Source organism: Streptomyces sp. 549, assembly GCF_030124175.1.
Taxonomy (GTDB): domain Bacteria; phylum Actinomycetota; class Actinomycetes; order Streptomycetales; family Streptomycetaceae; genus Streptomyces.
This window is the reverse complement of record NZ_JASKMT010000015.1, coordinates 71,523-91,750: the sequence shown is the minus strand read 5'-3', so window position 1 is coordinate 91,750 and position 20,228 is coordinate 71,523. Positions and strand designations below refer to the sequence as shown.

The window sequence follows — 20,228 nt, the reverse complement described above, 5'->3', positions numbered from 1 at the left end:
CCGGAACGCCGTCACCCTAGTCCGGCGGCCTCTTCGCGCGCCACGGGTTTTCGCTCCCGCCCGGCAGGGCCCGGGGTTCCCGCCGGGAGGAGCCCGGAAGGACGGTCGGCGGGTCAGTCCGGCGGGTCAGTCCGACGGGCAGATGAACTCGCACCACACCAGCTTGCCGACGCCCCGGGACTCCACACCCCACACGTCGGCGAGCCGGTCGACGAGCAGCAGCCCCCGGCCGCCCTGCCCCGACCGTTCGGGGGCGGGCAGCACCGGGTGGACGCTGCTGGCGTCCTCGACCTCGACCCGCAGCCGGCGTTCCGCACCGCCCAGCAGCCGGACCGTGACCAGCGCGCCGCCCCCGGTGTGCTCCAGCGCGTTGGCGGCGAGTTCGTGGGTGGCCTGGGTGATGTCGTCCACGCACGGGTCGGCGTTCCAGGCGCGGGCCGCCGCCTGGACCATCTGGCGGATACCGGCCAGGGCGCGGGTGTCGCCGGGGGCGACGTGCTGGTGCAGCCGTCGGCCCAGTTGCCGGGCGGGCTGCCGGTCGCGGCGCAGCAGCAGCACGGCCATGTCGTCGGAGCCGGCCCGCCCGCCCGGCTCCTCGCACAGCCACTCGGCCATCTTGCCCAGGTCAGCCGGGCCGCGGGTGACCGCCGCGGCGAGGTCGTGCACACCGTCCTCGATGTCCTTGCCCGGCTGCTCCACCAGCCCGTCGGTGAACATGAGCAGGGTCTCCCCCGCCTCCAGCTCCATGGCCGTCACCGGGTAGTCCGGCGTCCCCACGACCGGCATGCCGAGCGGCAGCGAGCCGACCACCGGGAACGGCCGGCAGGTGCCGTCGCTGCGGCTGAGCAGCGGGTCGAGGTGCCCGGCCCTGACCATGCGCAGCCAGCCGGTGGTCGGATCGACCTCGGCGTACAGGCAGGTGGCGAAGCGGTCGGTGTCCAGGTCGCGGAGGAACGCCGACGCCCGGGACAGCACCGTCGCCGCGGAGTGGCCCTCGGCGGCGTAGGCGCGCAGCACGATGCGCAGCTGCCCCATGACGGCGGTGGCGTGCGTGTCGTGGCCCTGCACGTCGCCGATGACGGCGGCGACCCGGCCGCCGGGCAGCGGGATGACGTCGTACCAGTCGCCGCCCATGCCCCGGCCGCTGCGGGCCGGGCGGTAGCTGACGGCGGTCCGCATGCCGGGGATGTCGGGCAGGGAGTGCGGCAGCATCGAGCGCTGCAGGCTCTCGGCGAGTTCCAGCTCCTGCTCGAACAGCTTCGCGCGTTGCAGGCTCTGCGCGATGCTGCTGGTCAGGGCGGTGAGCAGGGAGCGCTCACCGGCGGGGAAGGTGTGCTTGTGCCGGAACAGCAGTCCCAGCGCGCCCAGCGGACGGCCCTGCGCGATCAGCGGCAGGTAGGCGGCGGCCGAGGCGTCCAGGGGCGCGATGTGCGGCCACAGCTGCGGGTAGCGGCGGGCGAACTCCTCGCGGGAGACGAGGTAGCGCGGGGTGAGGGTGCGCACCACCTCGCTCATGGGGAAGTCCGCGTCGATGCGCGTGTACTCCAGTTCCGGGACGAAGCTGCTGGTGCGGCCCTCGGCGACGAGGTGGATGCGGTTGCCCTCGGCGAAGCCCATCATCAGGCTCACCGCGCCCAGCCGGCCCAGGCCGCGGGAGCTCTCCAGCACGTCGATCACGTCGCGGACCGTGCGGGCGTGGGCCAGGGCGGCGGCGGTCTCCTCCACCACGCTGGCCTCGTGGCGGCGGTGGTTGTCGAGGGTGAGGCGGTTGGTGGAGTGGCTCAGCTCGTCGGTGGCGTCGCGGATGATGCCCAGCACGCGGCGCGGCCGGCCCTGGCCGTCCCGCCGGATGTGGCCCTGGGTGTGGGTCCAGCGCAGGGTGCCGTCCGCGCGCCGGATGCGGAAGTAGGCGCCGTAGGTGGTGTGGCGCTGCTTCAGCGCCTGGGAGAACAGCGCGTCCAGGCGGGCGCCCTCGCTGGCGGGCAGCCGCACGCCCAGGCCCTCGGGGGTGCCGTCGTACTCCTCGGCGGTCAGCTCCAGCACGCGCAGGGCGGAGTCGTCCAGGTGGAGCCTGCCTGCGTCGAGGTCCCAGTCGAAGGTGCCCATCCGGTTGAGGGCCAGGGTGGACTCCGCCTCGGCGGGCCAGGGCCCCGGTTCTCTGACCGGGTCCGTCAGCGAATCCCGAGTGTCCATGCCACACCCCCGAACTGGCTGGCGGTCCCCTTCACTCTGTCACTGTTCGCCCGATTCTTCGAGCCGTGCGCACCACCCAGTGCACGCCGGGCACAGACCGGGACGGGGCGGTGTGCGGGACAGCCCTTAGTCGCGGGGCGGGCCCTTGAGCCGGGACCGGACGTCCTCCGGCGGCAGGAAGCGGGCCCAGCGTTCGGGGAACTCGGCGGGCTGACCGGGTCCGTCCGCCGTCCCCGGCTCCTCCTCGCCGTCGTCGGCGCCCCGGGCGGCGTCCCCGTCGTCCCCGGTACCGGGGGTGCCCCGCTCATCGGCGTCGCCACCGTCGCCGGTGTCGCCGCCGTCCGGCGCGGCGTCCGGCCCGGCGCGGGCCTCCCGTACCGCCCTGCGCGCCGCCACCGCGGCGATGACCTCGGCGGCCTCCTTCTCACGCTGGCGGTCCCGGGCCCGGCGGGCGGCGGCGGTGGCGACCGAGGGCCACACCCGGTCGATGGCAGCGTTGACGGCCGCACCGACCAGCACGGCGAACGCCGAGATGAAGATCCACAGCAGGATCGCGACGGGGGCGGCGAGCGAGCCGTAGATGGTGGGCCCCTCGACCGTCGACGTGAGGTAGATGCGCAGCAGGAAGCTGCCGCCCACCCACATCAGCAGGGAGACCATCGCCCCGGGGATGTCCTCGCGCCACGGTGAGCGGACCGGTACCGAGACGTGGAACAGCGTGGTGAGGAAGACGACGGACAGCAGCAGCACGGTCGGCCAGTAGAAGATCCGCACCAGCAGTTCGGCCTGCGGGACCCAGCTGATGACGGCGTTGGGGCCCACCACCATCAGCGGCAGCGCCACCGCGCCGATGAGCAGCGCGATGATGTACAGCAGGAAGGCGAGCAGCCGGGTCTTGACGATGCCGCGGTGCCCGTCGAGGCCGTACATCACGGTGATGGTGTCGATGAACACGTTGACCGCGCGCGAGCCGGACCACAGGGCCAGGGCGAAACCGAACGAGATGATGTCCGGCCGCCCCCCGTCGATGACGTCGTCGATGAGCGGTGCGGCGATGTCGTTGACGCCGCGCTCGGAGAGCACCGTGGCGGAGGCGTCGAGGATGTTGTCCCGGACGCTGGCGATGGTGTCGGTGCCGATCCAGGAGTCGAGGTAGCCCAGCAGGCCGAGCAGGCCCATCAGCAGGGGCGGCAGGGACAGCAGGGTGAAGAAGGCCGCCTCTGCCGCGAGTCCCAGGATGCGGTACTCGATACAGGAGTTGACGGTGTCCTTCAGGAGCAGCCAGGTGAGCCTCCGTTTCGGGATGTTCCGGTACAGAAGGCGTGTTCTTGCCCGACGGCGACTGGGCCGGTTCGGGGGTGAAGTGGCTGCTCGCACCCCCTTAACGTATCCGCCCTGCGGCCTGCGAAGCCCACCGGCGACCAGGCGTGCCCACCGGACCCCGGAACGGGGGCCGGGCACCCTGGCGGACGGCGGGACAGCCCTTAGGCTGGGCGGCATGGCAGCCACGACGCACACCGTGACGAACCAGCCGCCGCCCCTGGAGGGTTATGACGTCTACGCCCAGGACCAGGCGCTGGTGGAGGGCGTGCGGCGGCACGTGGGTGAGGAACAGCGCGCGCAGGCGGAGGCCGAGCTGAGCGCGCTGGGCCGCCTCGCCGGCTCCGCCGAGGCACAGCGGTGGGGGGCGGAGGCGAACAGCCATCCGCCGGAGCTGCGCACCCACGACCGGTACGGCCACCGCGTCGACGAGGTGGACTTCCACCCGTCCTGGCACCGGCTGCTGGAGCACGGCACGGCGGCGGGGCTGACGGACGCCTGGTCGCGTCCGGACGGGCAGCTGCGGCGCAGCGCGGGGTTCCTGGTGTGGTCGCAGGTGGAGGCCGGTCACGGCTGCCCGCTGTCGATGACCCACGCCGCGGTGCCCGCGCTGCGGGCCGATCCGCACCTGGCGGCGGAGTGGGAGCCCCGGCTGGTCTCGCGCACCTACGAGCCGGGGCTGCGTCCGGCGGCGGCCAAGGCCGGCGTGCTGGCGGGCATGGGCATGACGGAGAAGCAGGGCGGCTCCGACGTGCGGGCCAACACGACCCGGGCGGAGCCGCTGGCCGAGGACGGCACCTACACGCTGACCGGGCACAAGTGGTTCTGCTCGGCCCCGATGTCCGACGTGTTCCTGGTGCTGGCGCAGGCCGGGCCCGGCGAGGGCCGCCCGACCTGCTTCCTGCTGCCGCGGGTGCTGCCCGACGGCAGCCGCAACACCTTCCGCATCCAGCGGCTGAAGGACAAGCTCGGCAACCGGTCGAACGCCTCGGCCGAAGTGGAGTTCGACGGCTCCACCTGGGCGCGCCGCGTCGGTGAGGAGGGCCGGGGCGTGGCCACCATCATCGAGATGGTGGCGGCGACCAGGCTGGACTGCGTGACGGGCTCGGCGGCGCTGATGCGCCAGGCTGTCGCCCAGGCCACCCACCACGCCGCGCACCGCACGGCGTTCGGCGGCACGCTGCTGGACAAGCCGCTCATGCGCAACGTGCTGGCCGACCTCGCGCTGGAGTCGGAGGCGGCGACGACGCTGGCGCTGCGCCTGGCCGCCGCCCACGACCGGGCGGCCGGTGGCGACGAAGAGGAGCGGCAGCTGCTGCGGCTGGCGCTGCCGGCCGCGAAGTACTGGGTGACGAAGCGCTGCACACCGGTGGCCGCGGAGGCGCTGGAGTGCCTGGGCGGCAACGGCTACGTGGAGGAGTCGGGTATGCCCCGGCTGCTGCGCGAGTCGCCGCTGAACTCGATCTGGGAGGGCGCGGGCAACGTGCAGGCGTTGGACGTGCTGCGGGCGCTGCAGCGTGAGCCGGGCGCGCTGGACGCCTTCCTCACCGAGGTGGGGGCCGCCCGCGGCGCCGACCACCGGCTGGACGGCGCGGTGAAGGACCTGCTGACGGAGCTGGCCGACCTGGACGGCGTCGAGGGCCGGGCCCGGCGGCTGGTGGAGCGGATGGCGCTGGTGCTCCAGGGTTCGCTGCTGGTGCGCTGGGCGCCGTCGGCGGTGGCGGACTCCTTCTGCGCCTCCCGGCTGGGCGGCGACTGGGGTTCGGCGTTCGGCACCCTGCCGCGCGGGCTGGACCTGGCGTCCGTCACCGACCGCGCCCGGCCGAAGGCCGGCTGAGGCGGGCGCGTGCCGGCCCGGGCCGACGCGGTCTGCCCGCACCGGGAGTCAGACGGCGTGCAGTCCGCGCCGCTGGAAGACCTCCCGGGCCGCCGCCACCTGCTCCGGCGTCGGCGGCGGGGTGTCCGCCAGTGGGAACGGCCGGTTCAGCGCCGCCCACTTGGCGGCGCCCAGCCGGTGGAAGGGCAGCACGTCGACCCGGCTGACGTTGCCCAGGGAGGCGGCGAAGGCGGCGACGCCGTCGACGTTCTCCGGGTCGTCGGTGAGGCCCGGCACCAGGACGAACCTGACCCACACGTCCGAGCCGCGGCGGGCCAGGCGCTGGGCGAAGTCCAGGGTCGGTTGGAGTTCCCTGCCGGTCACCCGGCGGTAGAGGTCCCGGTCCCAGGACTTGATGTCCAGAAGCACCAGGTCGGTGTCGGCCAACAGCGCGTCCGAGGCGCGGGCGCCCAGGAAGCCGGAGGTGTCCAGGGCGGTGTGCAGGCCCAGCCCGTGCTTGAAGCGGTGCAGCAGTTCGTGGGTGAACACCGGCTGGAGCAGCGGTTCGCCGCCGCTCACCGTGGCCCCGCCGCCGGCCGCCCGGATGAAGTCCCGGTACTTGCCGGCCTCCTCGACCAGCTCGGCCGCAGTGGTGCGGCGGCCGTTGCGCAGCTGCCAGGTGTCGGGGTTGTGGCAGTACATGCAGGCCAGCGGGCACCCGGCGAGGAAGGCGACAAAGCGGGTGCCGGGACCGTCGACGCCGGTGGACAGGTCCCAGGAGTGGAGCGACCCGGTGACGGGCCGCCGACTGGCGGCACCGGCCGGGGTCGCCGCGGCGTCAGCCCCGGCCGCCGTCGCCGCGTGGCCGTCCCCCGCCGGGGTCGCCGCGGGGCCACTCCCGCGGGGGCCCGCGGCGGGCACGGCGGACAGCGTGGACCCGGTGCTGGACGCCGCCCTCCCGGCGCCCCGGCAGGCGGTCACAGCGCACCGTGGAAGGTGCGGTTGATGACGTCGAGCTGCTGCTCGGTGGTCAGCCGGTGGAAGTTCACCGCGTAGCCGGAGACCCGGATGGTGAGCTGCGGGTACTTCTCCGGGTGGGCCATCGCGTCGCGCAGGGTGCTCTCGTCCAGGACGTTGACGTTCATGTGGAACCCGCCGCAGGAGACGAAGCCGTCCAGGACCCCGGCGAGGTTGCCGGCCCGCTCCTCGGGGGTGCGGCCCAGCGCGTCGGGCGTGATGGTGTTGGTGAGCGAGATGCCGTCCTCCGCGTCGTCGTAGTCGATCTTCGCCACGGACAGTGCCGAGGCCACGTAGCCGTGCGCGTCGCGGCCGTTCATCGGGTTGGCGCCCGGTGCGAAGGGGGCACCGGCCCGGCGGCCGTCGGGGGTGTTGCCGGTCTTGCGGCCGTACACCACGTTGGAGGTGATGGTCAGCACCGACTGGGTGTGGACCGCCTGCCGGTAGGTGGCGTGCTCGCGGATCTTCGCCATGAAGCCGTGCACCAGTTCGCGGGCGAGGTCGTCGGCCCGGTCGTCGTTGTTGCCGTAGGCCGGGTAGTCGCCCTCGATCCGGTAGTCCACGGCCAGCCCGGTGCTGTCGCGGACGACCTCGACCCTGGCGTGCCGCACGGCCGAGAGCGAGTCCACCGCGACGGACAGGCCCGCGATGCCGCAGGCCATGGTGCGCAGCACCTCGCCGTCGTGCAGCGCCATCTCCAGCCGCTCGTAGGCGTACTTGTCGTGCATGTAGTGGATGACGTTGAGCGCGTGAACGTATGTCCTCGCCAGCCACTCCAGCATGGCGTCGTACCGCGCGGCCACGGTCTCGTAGTCGAGCACGTCGCCGGTGATCGGCTCGAAGCCCTCCACGACCTGCTCGCCGGTCAGTTCGTCCCGGCCGCCGTTGATCGCGTAGAGCAGCACCTTGGCCACGTTGACCCGTGCGCCGAAGAACTGCATCTGGCGGCCCATGGCCATCGCGGAGACGCAGCAGGCGATGGCGGTGTCGTCGCCGTACTTGGGCCGCATCAGCTCGTCGGACTCGAACTGCAGGGCGCTGGTGTCGACGGCGACACGGGCGGCGTACTGCTTGAAGCCGGCCGGCAGCCGCGGGGACCAGAAGACGGTCAGGTTGGGCTCCGGCGCCGGGCCCAGGTTGTACAGGGTCTGCAGGGCGCGGAAGCTGGTGCGGGTGACCAGCGGGCGGCCGTCGTCGCCCATGCCGGCCAGCGACCAGGTGACCCAGGTCGGGTCGCCGGAGTACAGCTCGTTGTACTCCGGAGTGCGCAGGAAGCGCACGATGCGCAACTTGATGACGAAGTCGTCGATCAGCTCCTGTGCGGCGGCCTCGGTCAGCACACCGCCGGCCAGGTCGCGTTGCAGGTACACGTCGAGGAAGGCGTCGATGCGGCCGATGGACATGGCCGCGCCGTTCTGCTCCTTCACCGCCGCCAGGTAGCCGAAGTACAGCCACTGCACGGCCTCGCGGCCTGTGACGGCCGGACGGGAGACGTCGTAGCCGTAGGAGGCGGCCATCTCCGCCAGTTCGCCCAGGGCGCGGATCTGCTCGGCGGTCTCCTCGCGGGCGCGGATCACGTCCTCGGTGGGCCACCGCGCGGCCAGCGCGGCCTGCTCGGCCTCCTTCGCGGCGACCAGGCGGTCCACGCCGTACAGCGCGACCCGGCGGTAGTCGCCGATGATGCGGCCCCGGCCGTAGGAGTCGGGCAGGCCGGTGATGACGCCCGCCGAGCGGCAGGCCCGGATCTCGGGGGTGTAGGCGTCGAAGACCCCGTCGTTGTGGGTCTTGCGGTGCCGGGTGAAGACCTCCTTGACGGCCGGGTCCGGCTCGTGGCCGTAGGCGCGCAGCGCCGCCTCCACCATGCGCCAGCCGCCGGCGGGCATGATCGCCCGGCGCAGCGGGGCGTCCGTCTGGAGTCCCACGACCAGTTCGTGCTCGCGGTCGATCCAGCCGGGGCCGAAGGCGGTGATCGTCGAAGGGGTGGAGGTGTCCACGTCGTGGATGCCCCGCTCGGCCTCCTCGGGCAGCATCTGCTCGATGCGGGCCCAGACGCGGCGGGTGCGGTCGGTCGGGCCGGTGAGGAAGGAGCCGTCGCCCTCGTAGGGGGTGTAGTTGTGCTGGACGAAGTCCCGGACGTCGATCGCGTCGCGCCACAGCCCGCCCCTGAAGCCCTCCCAGGCGCCGTGTCCCTGTGCCGTCGATGTCGGGTGCGTGGTCATGGTCTGTCCCCTCCGGGGTGCGGTGCGGTCGGTGGGCGGACGGGCGGGCCGGATCGCGGCCCGCTCATCCGGCGTCGGGCGTCAGGTCGGCGCTGCCGTAGTAGGCGGTCCGCATGAGCTGCTTCATCTCGTCGAGCATCGGCATGCGCGGGTTGGCGGGCGCGCACTGGTCGGCGTAGGCGTTCAGGGCCTGCTGCGGCAGGGCGTCGAGGAACGCGCGCTCGTCGACCCCCTCCTCCTGGAAGGACGCCGGCAGTCCGCAGCGCGCCCGGAGGTCCTCGACGGCCCGCGCGTAGGACTCCACCGCTTCGGCCGGGGTGGCCGCGGGCAGGCCCAGCGTCCTGGCGATGTCCTGGAAGCGCTCGGGCGCCCGGTACACCTCCGCCTTGGGCCACGGCGTCGCCTTGGCGGTGACGGTGCCGTTGTGCCGGATGACGTGCGGCAGCAGCAGCGCGTTGGTGCGTCCGTGGGTGACGCCGAAGGTGTTGCCGAGGGTGTGGGCCATGGCGTGCACCAGTCCGAGGAAGGCGTTGGCGAACGCCATGCCCGCCACCGTGGAGGCGTTGTGCATGCGCTCCCGGGCCTGGGGGTCGGCGGCACCCGCGGTGACGCAGCTCTCCAGGTTGCCGAAGACGAGCTTGATGGCCTGGAGGCAGAGCCCGTCGGTGTAGTCGCTGGCGTACACCGAGACGTACGCCTCGGTGGCGTGGGTGAGGGCGTCGAAGCCGGAGTCGGCGGTGACCCGCGGCGGCAGGTCCATCGCCAGCGCCGGGTCGACGATGGCGACGTCCGGGGTCAGCGCGTAGTCCGCCAGGGGGTACTTGCGGGCGCTGGCCGGGTCGGACACGACCGCGAACGGTGTCACCTCCGCGCCGGTGCCGGAGGTGGTCGGGATCGCCACCAGCTGCGCCTTGGCGCCGAGGGCCGGGAAGCGGTAGGCGCGCTTGCGGATGTCGAGGAACTTCTCCTTGGTGTCGGCGAAGGCCACCTCGGGGTGCTCGTAGAGCAGCCACATCACCTTCGCCGCGTCGATCGGCGAGCCGCCGCCCAGCGCGATGACGGTGTCGGGGCGGAAGTCACGCATCCGGGCCGCTCCCGCCTCGACGGTGGCCAGCTCCGGGTTCGGCTCGACGTCGTCGATCACCTGGAGCGCGGGCGGCTCGGCGCGGGCCGCGAGCAGGCCGGTGACCCGGGCGACGAAGCCCAGGTCGGACATGGTGCGGTCGGTCACCAGGGTGACACGGCGCATGCCGGGCATCTCGCCCAGGTGGCGCAGCGAGTTGCGTTCGAAGTAGATGCGCGGCGGCACCTTGAACCACTGCATGTTGGTGTTGCGGCGGCCGACCCGCTTGATGTTGATCAGGTCGGCGGCGGTGACGTTGCCGGAGACGGAGTTGCGTCCGTAGCTGCCGCAGCCGAGGGTGAGCGAGGGCAGGAACGCGTTGTAGACGTCGCCTATCCCGCCGAAGCTGGACGGCGAGTTGACGATGATGCGCACCGCGCGAATCCGCTCGGCGAACTGCTCCGCGAGGCCTTCGTCGGCGGTGTGGATCGCCGCGCTGTGCCCGAGGCCGTCGAACTCGACCATCTGTGAGGCGAGTTGCATGCCGTGGTCGGTGCCGGTGGCGTGCAGCACCGCCAGGACGGGGGTCAGCTTCTCCCGGGTGAGGGGTTCGCGCGGTCCGACCTCGGCGGCCTCCACCAGGATCACCGAGGTGCCGGGCGGCACGGTGAACCCGGCCTGCTCGGCCAGCCACACGGCGGGCTTGCCGACCACCTCGGGGTTGAGCCGCGCCTGGGCGCAGTTGTGTCCGCCGGCCTCCGCGCCGAAGAAGAGGCGCTCCAGCTTCTTCTTCTCCGCGGCCGACGCGCGGTGCGCGCCCAGCAGCGAGAACTCTGCCAGGGCGGCGTCGCGGATCTCGGGGTCGAGGATGACGGCCTGCTCGGAGGCGCACACCATGCCGTGGTCGAACGCCTTCGACATCACGATGTCGTGGACGGCGCGGCGCACGTCGGCGGTGGCGGTGACGTAGGCGGGCACGTTGCCGGCGCCGACCCCGAGGGCCGGCTTGCCGCACGAGTAGGCCGCCTTGACCATGGCGTTGCCGCCGGTGGCCAGGATCATCGCGACGCCGTCATGGTGCATCAGCAGGCGGGTCGCCTCCGCGGACGGCTGCTCCACCCACTGCACGCAGTTCTCCGGGGCGCCGGCGGCGACCGCCGCGTCCCGGACGATCCGGGCCGCCTCCACGCTGCACCGCTGGGCGGAGGGGTGGAAGGCGAACACGACCGGGTTGCGGGTCTTCAGCGCGATGAGGGCCTTGAACACGGTGGTGGACGTCGGGTTGGTGACCGGCGTCAGGGCGCAGACCACACCGACCGGGTCGGCGATCTCCACGATGCCGGTCAGTTCGTCGCGGTTGATCACACCGACGGTCTTCCAGTCCGCCATGGAGTGTGTGACGTGTTCGCAGGCGAAGAGGTTCTTCACCGCCTTGTCCTCGAACAGGCCGCGCCCGGTCTCCTCCACCGCCAGCAGCGCCAGGTCGGTGTGCCGGCTCAGGGCCGCCAGCGAGGCGCGTCGCACGATGTGGTCGACCTGCTCCTGACTGAGGGAGCGGAAGTCGTCCAGCGCCTTGAGCGCCCCGGAGACCAGGGAGTCGACGTGCAGTGCCGCTTCGGTGGGGACGGGGGTCGGAACGCTGGCTGCCTCAGCCATGCTGGATCACCTCTGTGCTTGCCGGTGACTCCATTCCACCCCTGGCCGGGGCCGTGCCGCAGCCTCCGAAGGTCCCTTCCCCGGGCCGAACGGCCCTGGTCCCGGGAGCCGTTCGGCGGCCGGACAGATAACAGGCCGGTCAGGCGCCCGGGCCGTCAGGCGCCCGGGCCGTCAGGCGCCCGGGCCGTCAGGCGCCCGGGCCGTCAGGCGCCCGGGCCGTCAGGCGCCCGGGCCGTCAGGCGCCCGGGCCGTCAGGCGCCCGGGCCGTCAGGGCAGGGGCGCCCAGGGCGGGTTGGCGCCGCGCACCGCGCAGGTGAGGGCGGCGACCCGCAGGCCGAAGGTGAGGGCCGCGTGCAGCGTGCCCTCGTCGAGCCCTCCGGGGCGGCCCTTCCGGTCGGGGCTGCCGGGGCTGCCAGGACCGGTGAGGCGTCCGCCTAGGGCGCCGTCGTGGTGGAGGGCGTGCAGGAAGCCGGCCATGAAGGAGTCCCCGGCGCCGACGGTGTCCACCACCTCCGTCGGCGGCGCGTCCAGCCGCAGGCGGTGGCCGTCCAGGGAGGCGAACACGCCGGCGGGTCCGAGCGTGATGACGACCAGCGGCGTGCCGAGGCCGTGGAAGGTGTCCGCGGCCTGCTCCGGGGACGCGCCCGGCAGCAGGTGCGCGAGGTCGTCGTCGGAGAGCCGCAGCACGTCCGCGGCGGCGCACCAGCGGGGCAGCCGGGCCCGGTACTCGGCCGGGTCCACCAGCAGCGGGCGCACGTTGGGGTCGAGCGAGACGGTGGCCCGCTCCCGCGCCGACGCGAGGAGGTCCTCGACGGCCGCGCCGCCGGGCGGGCGCACCAGGGCCAGCGAGCCGGTGTGCAGGCAGGACATGCCGGGCGCGGTGGCGGCGGCCAGTTCCTCGCCGGTCCACTGCCAGTCGGCGGTGGCCTCCGCGTGGAAGGAGTAGTCGGCCCGGCCCTCGGCGTCCAGGTCGGCCACCGCGAGCGTGCTGGACTCGGCGGCGGTGACGGACGAGCCGAGGTCCACGCCGGAGCTGCGCAGGTGCTCGCGGAAGAGGCGGCCGAAGACGTCGGTCGACAGCCGGCCCAGGAAGCGGGTCCGCGTGCCCAGCCTGGCCAGGGCCACGGCCGTGTTGGCCGGGCCGCCGCCGGGCAGCACCTCCAGCCCCAGGGACGCCGCCGGCGCGTCGGCGGGTCCGGGCACCACGAAGGCGTCGGCCACGCACTCGCCGAGCACGGCGACCGGCGCCTGGGGGTCGGGGTGGCGGTTCGCGGTCATCGCGGGACCCTTTCGCTGGACGGGCTGGGCGCCCGGCCGTGGCAGCCCGGACGGGAGGAGTCCAGCATCGTGCACCTGCCTATGTCAACGTTGACATAGGCAGGCGCACGAACCGGCTCCGGACCGACGGCGGCGCGGACGGCGCGCGGAATCGTTGCCTTCCCGCCCATTGACAGCGACGACACGGGCACGCATTCTCTTCGCCATCTGCTAATTCGATTTAGCTCGGGAGAGTGCCGCATGGGTGAACGGCGCGTGACGATGGCCGACGTGGCCCGCAGTGCGGGCGTCTCGCCGACCACCGCGTCCTTCGTGCTGTCCGGGCGCACCGACATGCGGATCTCCGAGAACGCCCGGCTGAAGGTGCAGCAGGCCGCCGGCCGCCTCGGCTACCGGCCCAACGTCACCGCACGCAGCCTGCGCACCAAGTCCACCCAGACGATCGGCCTGGTCTCGGACAGCCTCACCACCACCCCGTTCGCCGGGGAGGTCATCAGGGGCGCGCTCGAAGCCGCCCGCGACGTTGAGCACCTGCTGTTCATCACCGAGACCGGTGGCGACCGGGCCGCCGAGTCCGGCCTGGTGAACGCGCTCCTGGACCGCCAGGTGGACGCCGTCATCTACGCCGCCATGTACACCAGGGAGGTGACGCCGCCCGCCGAACTGAACGGGCAGCGTGTGGTGCTGCTCAACTGCCTGGCGCCCGGTCTGGACGCGCCTTCCGTCATCCCCGACGAGTACGAGGCCGGCCGCACCGCCGGCCGCGCGCTGCTCGCCGCCGGCCACCGCCTGGGCATCTGGGCGATCGGCGGCCACCAGGCACTGCCGGCCACCCCGGACGGCGTCTTCGCCGGCAACGAGCGCATGGCGGGCCTGCGGCAGGTTCTCGACGAGGCCGGAACGGCGGTGGCCGGGGTCGTCGAGTGCGACTGGGACCCGGAGGACGGCTACCGCGAGGTCTCCGCGCTGCTCGCCTCGGGTGAGGCCCCGCGCGCCCTGATCTGCTCCACCGACCGGATCGCCTTCGGCGCCTACCAGGCGCTGCACGATGCGGGCCGTTCGGTGCCGGGCGACGTGTCGGTGGTCTCCTTCGACGACCAGGACATCGCCTCCTGGCAGCGCCCCGCGCTCAGCACCATCGCTCTGCCGCACTACGAACTCGGCCGGCGGGCGGTCGAGTTGCTCATGGACTCCGCGCCGCTCGCCCCCCGGACGCACCGGGTGCCGATGCCGCTGCGGGAGCGGGCCTCCATCGGCCCTCCACGCCCCTGAAACCCCCACGTGCGGTGGGGCCGGGCGGCCACCCGACCCCACCCGCACAAGCTCCGACTCCGCTCACGTCAACGAGACAGGACGAAACATGCGCAAGCCCATCGTAGCCGCGGCACTCGCCGCGGTGACTCTGGCCGCGGCCGGCTGCTCAGGCTCCACCAGCGCCGGAAGCGGGGGTGCGACCTGCGACGGCAAGATCGACGGCACCCACACCATCAAGACCTTCTACCACGCCGGCGGCGCCGAGAAGGACGCCTTCCTCTCCCTCGTGAAGGACTTCAACGCCAGCCAGGACCAGGTGAAGGTCGAGGTGGAGAGCGTGCCGGAGGGCACGTACAACGACTCGGTCCAGGCCGCCGCGGCCTCCGGCAAGCTGCCCGAACTGCTCGACTTCGACGGGCCGAACCTCTACAACTACGCCTGGAACGGCAACCTCATCCCGCTCGACGAGTGCCTGGACAAGAAGACGCGCGAGGACCTGCTGCCGTCCATCGTCGAGCAGGGCACGTACGACGGACGGCTCTACGGGGTCGGTGCCTTCGACTCGGGCATGGTGATCTACGCCTACCGGTCCGCCCTGGAGAAGATCGGCGCCCGCATCCCCGAGGGAAACGACGACGCCTGGACCGCCGAGGAGTTCACCGAGATCCTGGCCGACCTCAAGGCCGACGGGTACGAGCGGCCGCTCGACATGCACATGTGGTACGGCCGCCAGGGTGAGTGGTTCAGCTACGCGTTCAGCCCCATCGTGCAGTCCGCGGGCGGTGACCTGATCTCGCGCAAGGACTTCCAGACGGCGAAGGGCGCGCTGGACACTCCCGAGGTCGTGTCGGCGATGGAGACCTTCCAGAGCTGGTTCCAGAAGAAGTACGTGGACACCGAGGCGCAGGACGACAGCCCCTTCCTCAAGAAGAAGAGCCCGCTGGCCTGGCACGGCATGTGGGCGTACAAGAACGGCTACCACGAGGCGGCCGGCGACGACCTGGTGGCGGTCCCGCTGCCCGACTTCGGCAACGGGGCCAAGACCGGGATGGGCTCCTGGCAGTTCGGCATCACCACGCAGGCCGAGGAGCCCGACGCGGCGGCGGCGTTCCTGAAGTACGTGCTGGAGGAGGACAGCCTGCTGACCCTGTACGAGGCCGTCGGCGCGCCGCCCTCCACCAACACCGCGCTGGAGAAGACCGACATCTACGCCGAGGGCGGCGCGATGCGGCTGGTGACGGACAACCTCCAGCAGGCCCCGAAGGTCGCCGTGCCCCGGCCGCAGACCCCCGCGTACCCGACGATCACCCAGGCGTTCGCCCAGGCCGTGGACGACATCACCCAGGGCAAGGACGTCAAGCAGGCCCTGGACGCCGCCGTGCGGCGCATCGACCAGGACATCAAGGACAACGGCGGCTACCAGGCCCAGGAGTAGGAGCAGGCCCAGGAGCAGGACCGCAACCGAACCCGCGGACCGGCCCGCACCGGCCGTCGCCACCCGCAGGACCGCCGTCTCCGACGGCGGCCCTGCGGGGCGGCGGGCCGCCCCGCACCCCTGCCCGGAACGCGCCGCACCACCGGGCCGCCGGCCGCCGGCCCGCACCCGCACCCGCACCCGCACCCGCACAAGGTGATCCCTGATGCCCCTGACCGAACACCGTGACGGAGCGGCCCCTCCGCCCGCCGCGACCGGCCGACCGGCAGTGGCCGGCGCTGGACCGCGCACCCGCCCGACCCGTTCACCGCGCCGCTCGTTCAGCACCCGTGAGCGGGCCGCAGCGGCGCTGTTCTCCGCGCCAGCCGTGGCCCTGCTGGCCCTGTTCCTGCTGTTCCCCTTCGTCTCGGCCGTGCTGCTGTCCTTCACCGACCAGCGGCTGTCCTCGCCGCTGCCGGTGTCGTTCACCGGGCTGGAGAACTACCGGCGGATCTTCACCGACGCGCAGTTCTGGACCGCGTTCCGCAACAACACGCTGTTCGCCGCACTGGTGGTGCCGCTCCAGACGTCGGCGGCACTGGCCCTGGCCGTCCTGGTCAACCGCAAGCTGCCCGGCCGCACCTTCTTCCGCACGGTCTACTTCCTGCCCACCGTCACGGTGATGGCGGTGGCCGCGGTGATCTGGAAGCTGCTGCTGCTGCCCGAGGGCGGCCTGGTCAACGGCGTGCTGGGCACGCTCACCTTCGGCCAGTTGCAGCCCGGGTGGCTGTCCAGCACCAGCTGGGCGCTGCCGGCCATCGTGCTCACCTCCGTCTGGCAGGGGGTCGGCTTCCAGATGGTGATCTTCCTGGCCGGCCTCCAGGCCATCCCCGACTCGCTCTACGAGGCGGCCCGGGTGGACGGCGCCAACGCCTGGCAGCAGTTCCGCCACGTGACGCTGCCCGGCCTGCGCAACACGCTGATCTTCGTGATCAACGTGACCTCGATCTTCGCCTTCCGGCTGTTCGACCAGGTCTACCTGATGCCGCAGTTCCCCGGCGGCCCGCTGGACTCGACCCGCACGATGATGCTGGAGCTGCTCCAGACCGGCTACACCCGCCGCATGATCGGGCAGGCGTCGGCGATCGCGGTGGTCTTCTTCCTCTTTGTCCTCGTCGTCTCGCTGGTCCAGCGCCGCCTGGGCCGTGAGGAGCGTGCAGTCCGTTGAGCACCCTCACCAAGCGCCGTTCCGGCCACAACATCCCGCTGCACTACCTGCTCAGCTCGCTGGTCGCGGTGGTCATGCTGACGCCGCTGGTCTTCATGCTCGCCGGGGCGCTCAAGCCCAACGCCGACGTGCTCGCCGAGGGCGGCGGCTGGCGGGCACTCGTCCCGACCAGCGTCAGTCTGGACAACTTCGTGAGCGCCTGGGAGCGCTCGTCCTTCGGTCAACTGCTCTTCAACTCGCTGCTGGTGTGCGGGCTGACGGTGCTGTTCGGCCTCGTCGTCAACAGCATGTTCGGCTACGCGCTGGCCCGGCTGCGCTGGACCAGCCGCAACGTCGTGCTGGCCGTCGTGGTCGCCCTGATCATCATCCCGTTCGAGGCGCTGGCGATCCCGCTGCTGCTGATGGTCACCGAACTGGGCTGGCTGGACACCTACCAGGCGCAGATCATCCCGTTCATCGCCAACCCCTTCTTCGTCTACCTCTTCTACTCGTTCTTCCTGTCGCTGCCGCGCGAGTTGGAGGAGGCCGCCCGGATGGACGGCGCAGGGCCCTGGCGGACGTTCCGCAGCGTCATCGTGCCGCTGTCCCGGCCGGCGTACGCCTCGGTGGCGATCCTCAGCTTCCTGATGACCTGGGGGCAGCTGCTCTGGCCGGTCATGGTGACCCGCAGTGAGTCGGTCCGGCCGCTGCCGGTCGGCATGGCGGTGTTCCAGACGCTGCCGCCGATCCAGTGGGGCGACATCATGGCGTTCGCCGCGCTGATGACCGTGCCGATGCTGGTCGTCTTCCTCATCTTCCAGCGTGCCTTCGTGCAGGGCGTCGCCGCCCAGGCCGTCAAGGAGTGACCTCCGCCGCGCCGGGCGGCGGCCACCGGCCCCGGCACCTTTTCCTCACCGACCGCTGCGAAAGGCGGCCCATGCCCGACCCCGTCCCCTCCCCCCGCGACGGTGCAGACCACCGGCTGCCCACCGCCCACCTGCGTCCGCCGGCCAACTGGATCAACGATCCCAACGGGCTCGTGCACCACGACGGCTGGTACCACGTGTTCTTCCAGCACAACCCGCACTCCCCGCTGCACCGCGACATGCACTGGGGGCACTACCGCAGCCGGGACCTGGTCAGCTGGGAGCCGCTGCCGGTGGCGCTCACACCCAGCCCCGGCGGGGACGACGCGGACGGATGCTTCTCCGGCAACGCCGTCTCCCACGACGGCCGGATCACGGCCTTCTACTCCGCCCACCGGACGGACCGGTGGTGGCAGCCGGTCGCCGTCGCCGACTCCGATCCGTCCGGCACCGTCTTCACCAAGCGCCGCGGCCTGGCCGTGCCGTCCGCCCCCGAGGACGTCACCACCTTCCGCGACCCCTACGTGTGGCGCGCTTCCGACGGCTGGCGCATGCTGGTCGGCGCCGGGATGCGGGACGGCAGTGGCGCCGCGCTGCTGTACGAGTCCGCGGACCTGCGCACCTGGACGTACCGCGGACCGCTGCACGCCCGCGCCGACAGCGGGCCCGGGCTGCGGACCGGGGAGGCCTGGGAGTGCCCGCAGCTGGCCGTCTTCGAAGGCGGCCGGGTGCTGCTGCTCACCAGCGCCTGGTACCAGCGGACCGGGCCGGGGCACGTGGCCGGCTGGGCGGGCAGGGCGACGGCCGACGGCCACCGGTTCGGGGTTCCCTTCCGGCTGGACCACGGCCCTGACTTCTACGCACCCGCGCTGCTGCCCGCGCCGGACGGCCGCTGGCTGCTGTGGGGCTGGGCCTGGGAAGCGCGCGCGGAGCGCCGCACCCTGGAGGCCGGCTGGGCCGGGGTGCTGACCGTGCCGCGCGAGGTGACCCTGGGCGCCGACGGCCGGGCCCGGCAGGCGCCGGCCCGCGAGGTCGACGGGCTGCGCACCGGAAGCCCGCTGACCGTGCAGCGGTACGCGCTGCCCGGCGAGTCGGTGCCGTTCGGCACCGTCGGCGCGAGCTGCGACCTGCGTCTGAAGGTCGCGTTCCGCGGGCAGGCCGCGTGGACCCTGCGCATCGCCGCCGACCCCGGCGGCGGCACTGGCGGCACGGACGGCGCAGCTGGAGCAGCCGGTGAGTACCTGGAGCTGCGTATCGCCGACGGGTTCGTCACCGTGGACCGGGGACACGCCTCGGCCGACCCGGACAGCCACGTGGGCAGCTACCGCATGCCGCTGCCGCAGGCGGCGCCGGGCCGCACCGTCGAGCTGCGGCTGCTGCTCGACCGGTCGGTCGCCGAACTGTTCAGCGACGCCGGGGAGGCTCTGACCCTGCGCTACTACCCGGAGCACCGCGGGCCGTGGACGCTGGTCTCCCGCGGCGACGCGGCGGACGAGGTGCGGCTGGACGTCATCGCCCACGACGTCCGCCCCGCCGTGCTCGCCGGCCGCCCGGCCCGGGTGCCGGGCTGACGCGGAGAGGCGTGGGGCGGGGAGGCGGGCGCGGCGGGGAGGCGGGCGCGGCGGGGAGGCGGGCGCCGGGCGCGGCAGGTTGTACCGTCGTGCCCGAACCGGGGCGGACGGCACAGGGCCGGCCGTGCGCGGCGGCGGGCGGCAGGCCCGGCGAGGCGGTCGCATCCCGGCGGACCGGTGGGGATCGGCGGACGGACTGTGGTGCGGAAGGGAAGCCGGCGGCCGACCCTGGCGGACGTGGCGCGACGGGTCGGTCTCAGCGCGAAGACCGTCTCACGGGTGCTGAACGGTGACGGGCCGGTCGCCGATGACACCCGCGCCCGGGTGATGGCCGCGGTCGCTGAGCTGGGGTTCCGGCCGAACCTGATGGCCCGCAACATGCGGGCCGGGACAAGCGACTCCGCCGTCGGCCTGGTCGTGCCCGACATGGGCAACTCCTTCTTCGGCACCGTCGCCGGCGCGGTCGAGGCGGCGGTGCGGCGGCGCGGGCTGACCCTGCTGGTGGGGTCGTCGGGCGAGTCGGCGGAGCAGGAGGGCGCGGTGATCGGGTCGTTCCTCGCCCGGCAGGTCGCCGCGCTGCTGGTGGTGCCGGCGGCGGACGCAGACCACAGCCGGTTGCGGCGGGAGCAGGACGGCGGGCTGCCGCTCGTCTTCCTGGACCGTCCGGCGGCCGGGCTGGCCGCCGACAGCGTGCTGAGCGCCAACCGGGAGGGGGCCGAGCGGGGCACCGCGCACCTGATCGCGCACGGGCACCGGCGCATCGCCTTCGTCGGCGACCGCCCGGCGACCCTGCACACCCGGCGCGAGCGGCACCGCGGCCACCTGGACGCGCTGGCGGCTGCCGGGCTGCCGGCCGATCCCCGGCTCACGGTCTCCGCCCACGACGCTCCGGCCGCGGGGGAGGCGACACTGCGGCTGCTGCGGTCACCCGAGCCGCCGACGGCGGTCTTCGCCGCCAACAACACGGCCAGTCTGGGCATCGTGCCGGCGCTGGCCGCGGCGGGCAGACGCGACGTGGCGCTGGTCGGGTTCGACGACCTGCCGCTGGCCGCGGTCCTGGAGCCGGGGCTGACCGTGGTCGCCCAGGACGCGACGGCGGTCGGCACGGCGGCGGCGGAACTGGCACTGGCCCGGCTGGACGGCGACCGTTCGGCCGCCCGCAGCCGGACCGTGCCGGTGCGGCTGGTCCCGCGCGGCTCGGGCGAGCTGCCGCCCGCCGGGTGACGTCCCTCCCGCAGGCCTCCCCAGGGCCCCGCGGGCCTCCCCCGGGCCTCCCCCGGGGCCCCGCGGGCCTCCCCCGGGCCTCCCCCAGGGAGGGACGTCTGCCGGGCACCCCGCGACCGGCGTGCCGCGC

Annotated in this window: 13 protein-coding genes; 7 read left to right on the top strand and 6 right to left on the bottom strand. The window is 73.3% G+C overall.

The features are described 5' to 3' along the window. Positions 1-126 precede the first annotated feature (126 nt). Both QNO07_RS17775 and QNO07_RS17770 read right to left on the bottom strand, forming a co-directional pair. Complete coding sequence (locus tag QNO07_RS17775) at positions 127-2,193, bottom strand: SpoIIE family protein phosphatase (RefSeq protein WP_283993088.1); 2,067 nt, start codon at positions 2,191-2,193, stop codon at positions 127-129. Positions 2,194-2,319: 126 nt separating this feature from the next. Further along, complete coding sequence (locus QNO07_RS17770; protein WP_283993087.1) at positions 2,320-3,570, bottom strand: YihY/virulence factor BrkB family protein; 1,251 nt, start codon at positions 3,568-3,570, stop codon at positions 2,320-2,322. A gap of 121 nt (positions 3,571-3,691) precedes the next feature. Between QNO07_RS17770 and QNO07_RS17765 the strand changes: the two genes are divergently transcribed. Continuing rightward, positions 3,692-5,350 (top strand): acyl-CoA dehydrogenase family protein, encoded by a 1,659-nt coding sequence (locus QNO07_RS17765; RefSeq protein ID WP_283993086.1) that lies wholly within the window; start codon positions 3,692-3,694, stop codon positions 5,348-5,350. Positions 5,351-5,398: 48 nt separating this feature from the next. Here the strand turns inward: QNO07_RS17765 and pflA are convergent, their stop codons facing one another. From pflA to QNO07_RS17745, 4 genes are all read right to left on the bottom strand, one after another. Further along, positions 5,399-6,250 carry a pyruvate formate-lyase-activating protein gene (gene pflA, locus QNO07_RS17760; protein ID WP_283993085.1) on the bottom strand — a complete coding sequence of 284 codons (852 nt, stop codon included), beginning with the start codon at positions 6,248-6,250 and terminating at the stop codon, positions 5,399-5,401. Positions 6,251-6,306: 56 nt separating this feature from the next. Next, positions 6,307-8,565, bottom strand: a complete 2,259-nt coding sequence (gene pflB / locus QNO07_RS17755) for a formate C-acetyltransferase (RefSeq protein WP_283993083.1) — start codon at positions 8,563-8,565, stop codon at positions 6,307-6,309. Positions 8,566-8,629: 64 nt separating this feature from the next. Next, the gene (gene adhE, locus QNO07_RS17750; RefSeq protein ID WP_283993081.1) at positions 8,630-11,284 is read right to left on the bottom strand and encodes a bifunctional acetaldehyde-CoA/alcohol dehydrogenase; all 2,655 of its coding nucleotides are present in this window, start codon (positions 11,282-11,284) and stop codon (positions 8,630-8,632) included. 267 nt (positions 11,285-11,551) lie between these two features. Beyond that, positions 11,552-12,562, bottom strand: a complete 1,011-nt coding sequence (locus tag QNO07_RS17745) for a carbohydrate kinase family protein (RefSeq protein ID WP_283993079.1) — start codon at positions 12,560-12,562, stop codon at positions 11,552-11,554. Positions 12,563-12,802: 240 nt separating this feature from the next. Here QNO07_RS17745 and QNO07_RS17740 point away from each other — a divergent pair, with 240 nt between their 5' ends. The 6 genes from QNO07_RS17740 to QNO07_RS17715 all read left to right on the top strand — a co-directional run bounded on the left by QNO07_RS17740 (position 12,803) and on the right by QNO07_RS17715 (position 20,098). After that, positions 12,803-13,834, top strand: a complete 1,032-nt coding sequence (locus QNO07_RS17740; protein WP_283993077.1) for a LacI family DNA-binding transcriptional regulator — start codon at positions 12,803-12,805, stop codon at positions 13,832-13,834. Positions 13,835-13,922: 88 nt separating this feature from the next. Then, entirely contained in the window at positions 13,923-15,251 is a 1,329-nt protein-coding gene (locus tag QNO07_RS17735; protein WP_283993076.1) for an ABC transporter substrate-binding protein, read from the top strand. A gap of 205 nt (positions 15,252-15,456) precedes the next feature. Then, on the top strand, positions 15,457-16,458 hold the full coding sequence (locus tag QNO07_RS17730; RefSeq protein WP_283993075.1) for a carbohydrate ABC transporter permease: 1,002 nt from the start codon (positions 15,457-15,459) through the stop codon (positions 16,456-16,458). Next, positions 16,455-17,303: a carbohydrate ABC transporter permease gene (locus QNO07_RS17725; protein ID WP_283993074.1), complete on the top strand. Its 849-nt coding sequence runs from the start codon at positions 16,455-16,457 to the stop codon at positions 17,301-17,303. The genes QNO07_RS17730 and QNO07_RS17725 overlap by 4 nt, the downstream gene beginning before the upstream one ends. A 71-nt stretch (positions 17,304-17,374) precedes the next feature. After that, entirely contained in the window at positions 17,375-18,874 is a 1,500-nt protein-coding gene (locus tag QNO07_RS17720; RefSeq protein WP_283993073.1) for a glycoside hydrolase family 32 protein, read from the top strand. Positions 18,875-19,111: 237 nt separating this feature from the next. Then, positions 19,112-20,098, top strand: coding sequence for a LacI family DNA-binding transcriptional regulator (locus tag QNO07_RS17715; RefSeq protein WP_283993072.1), 987 nt, complete (start codon positions 19,112-19,114; stop codon positions 20,096-20,098). Positions 20,099-20,228: the final 130 nt, after the last annotated feature.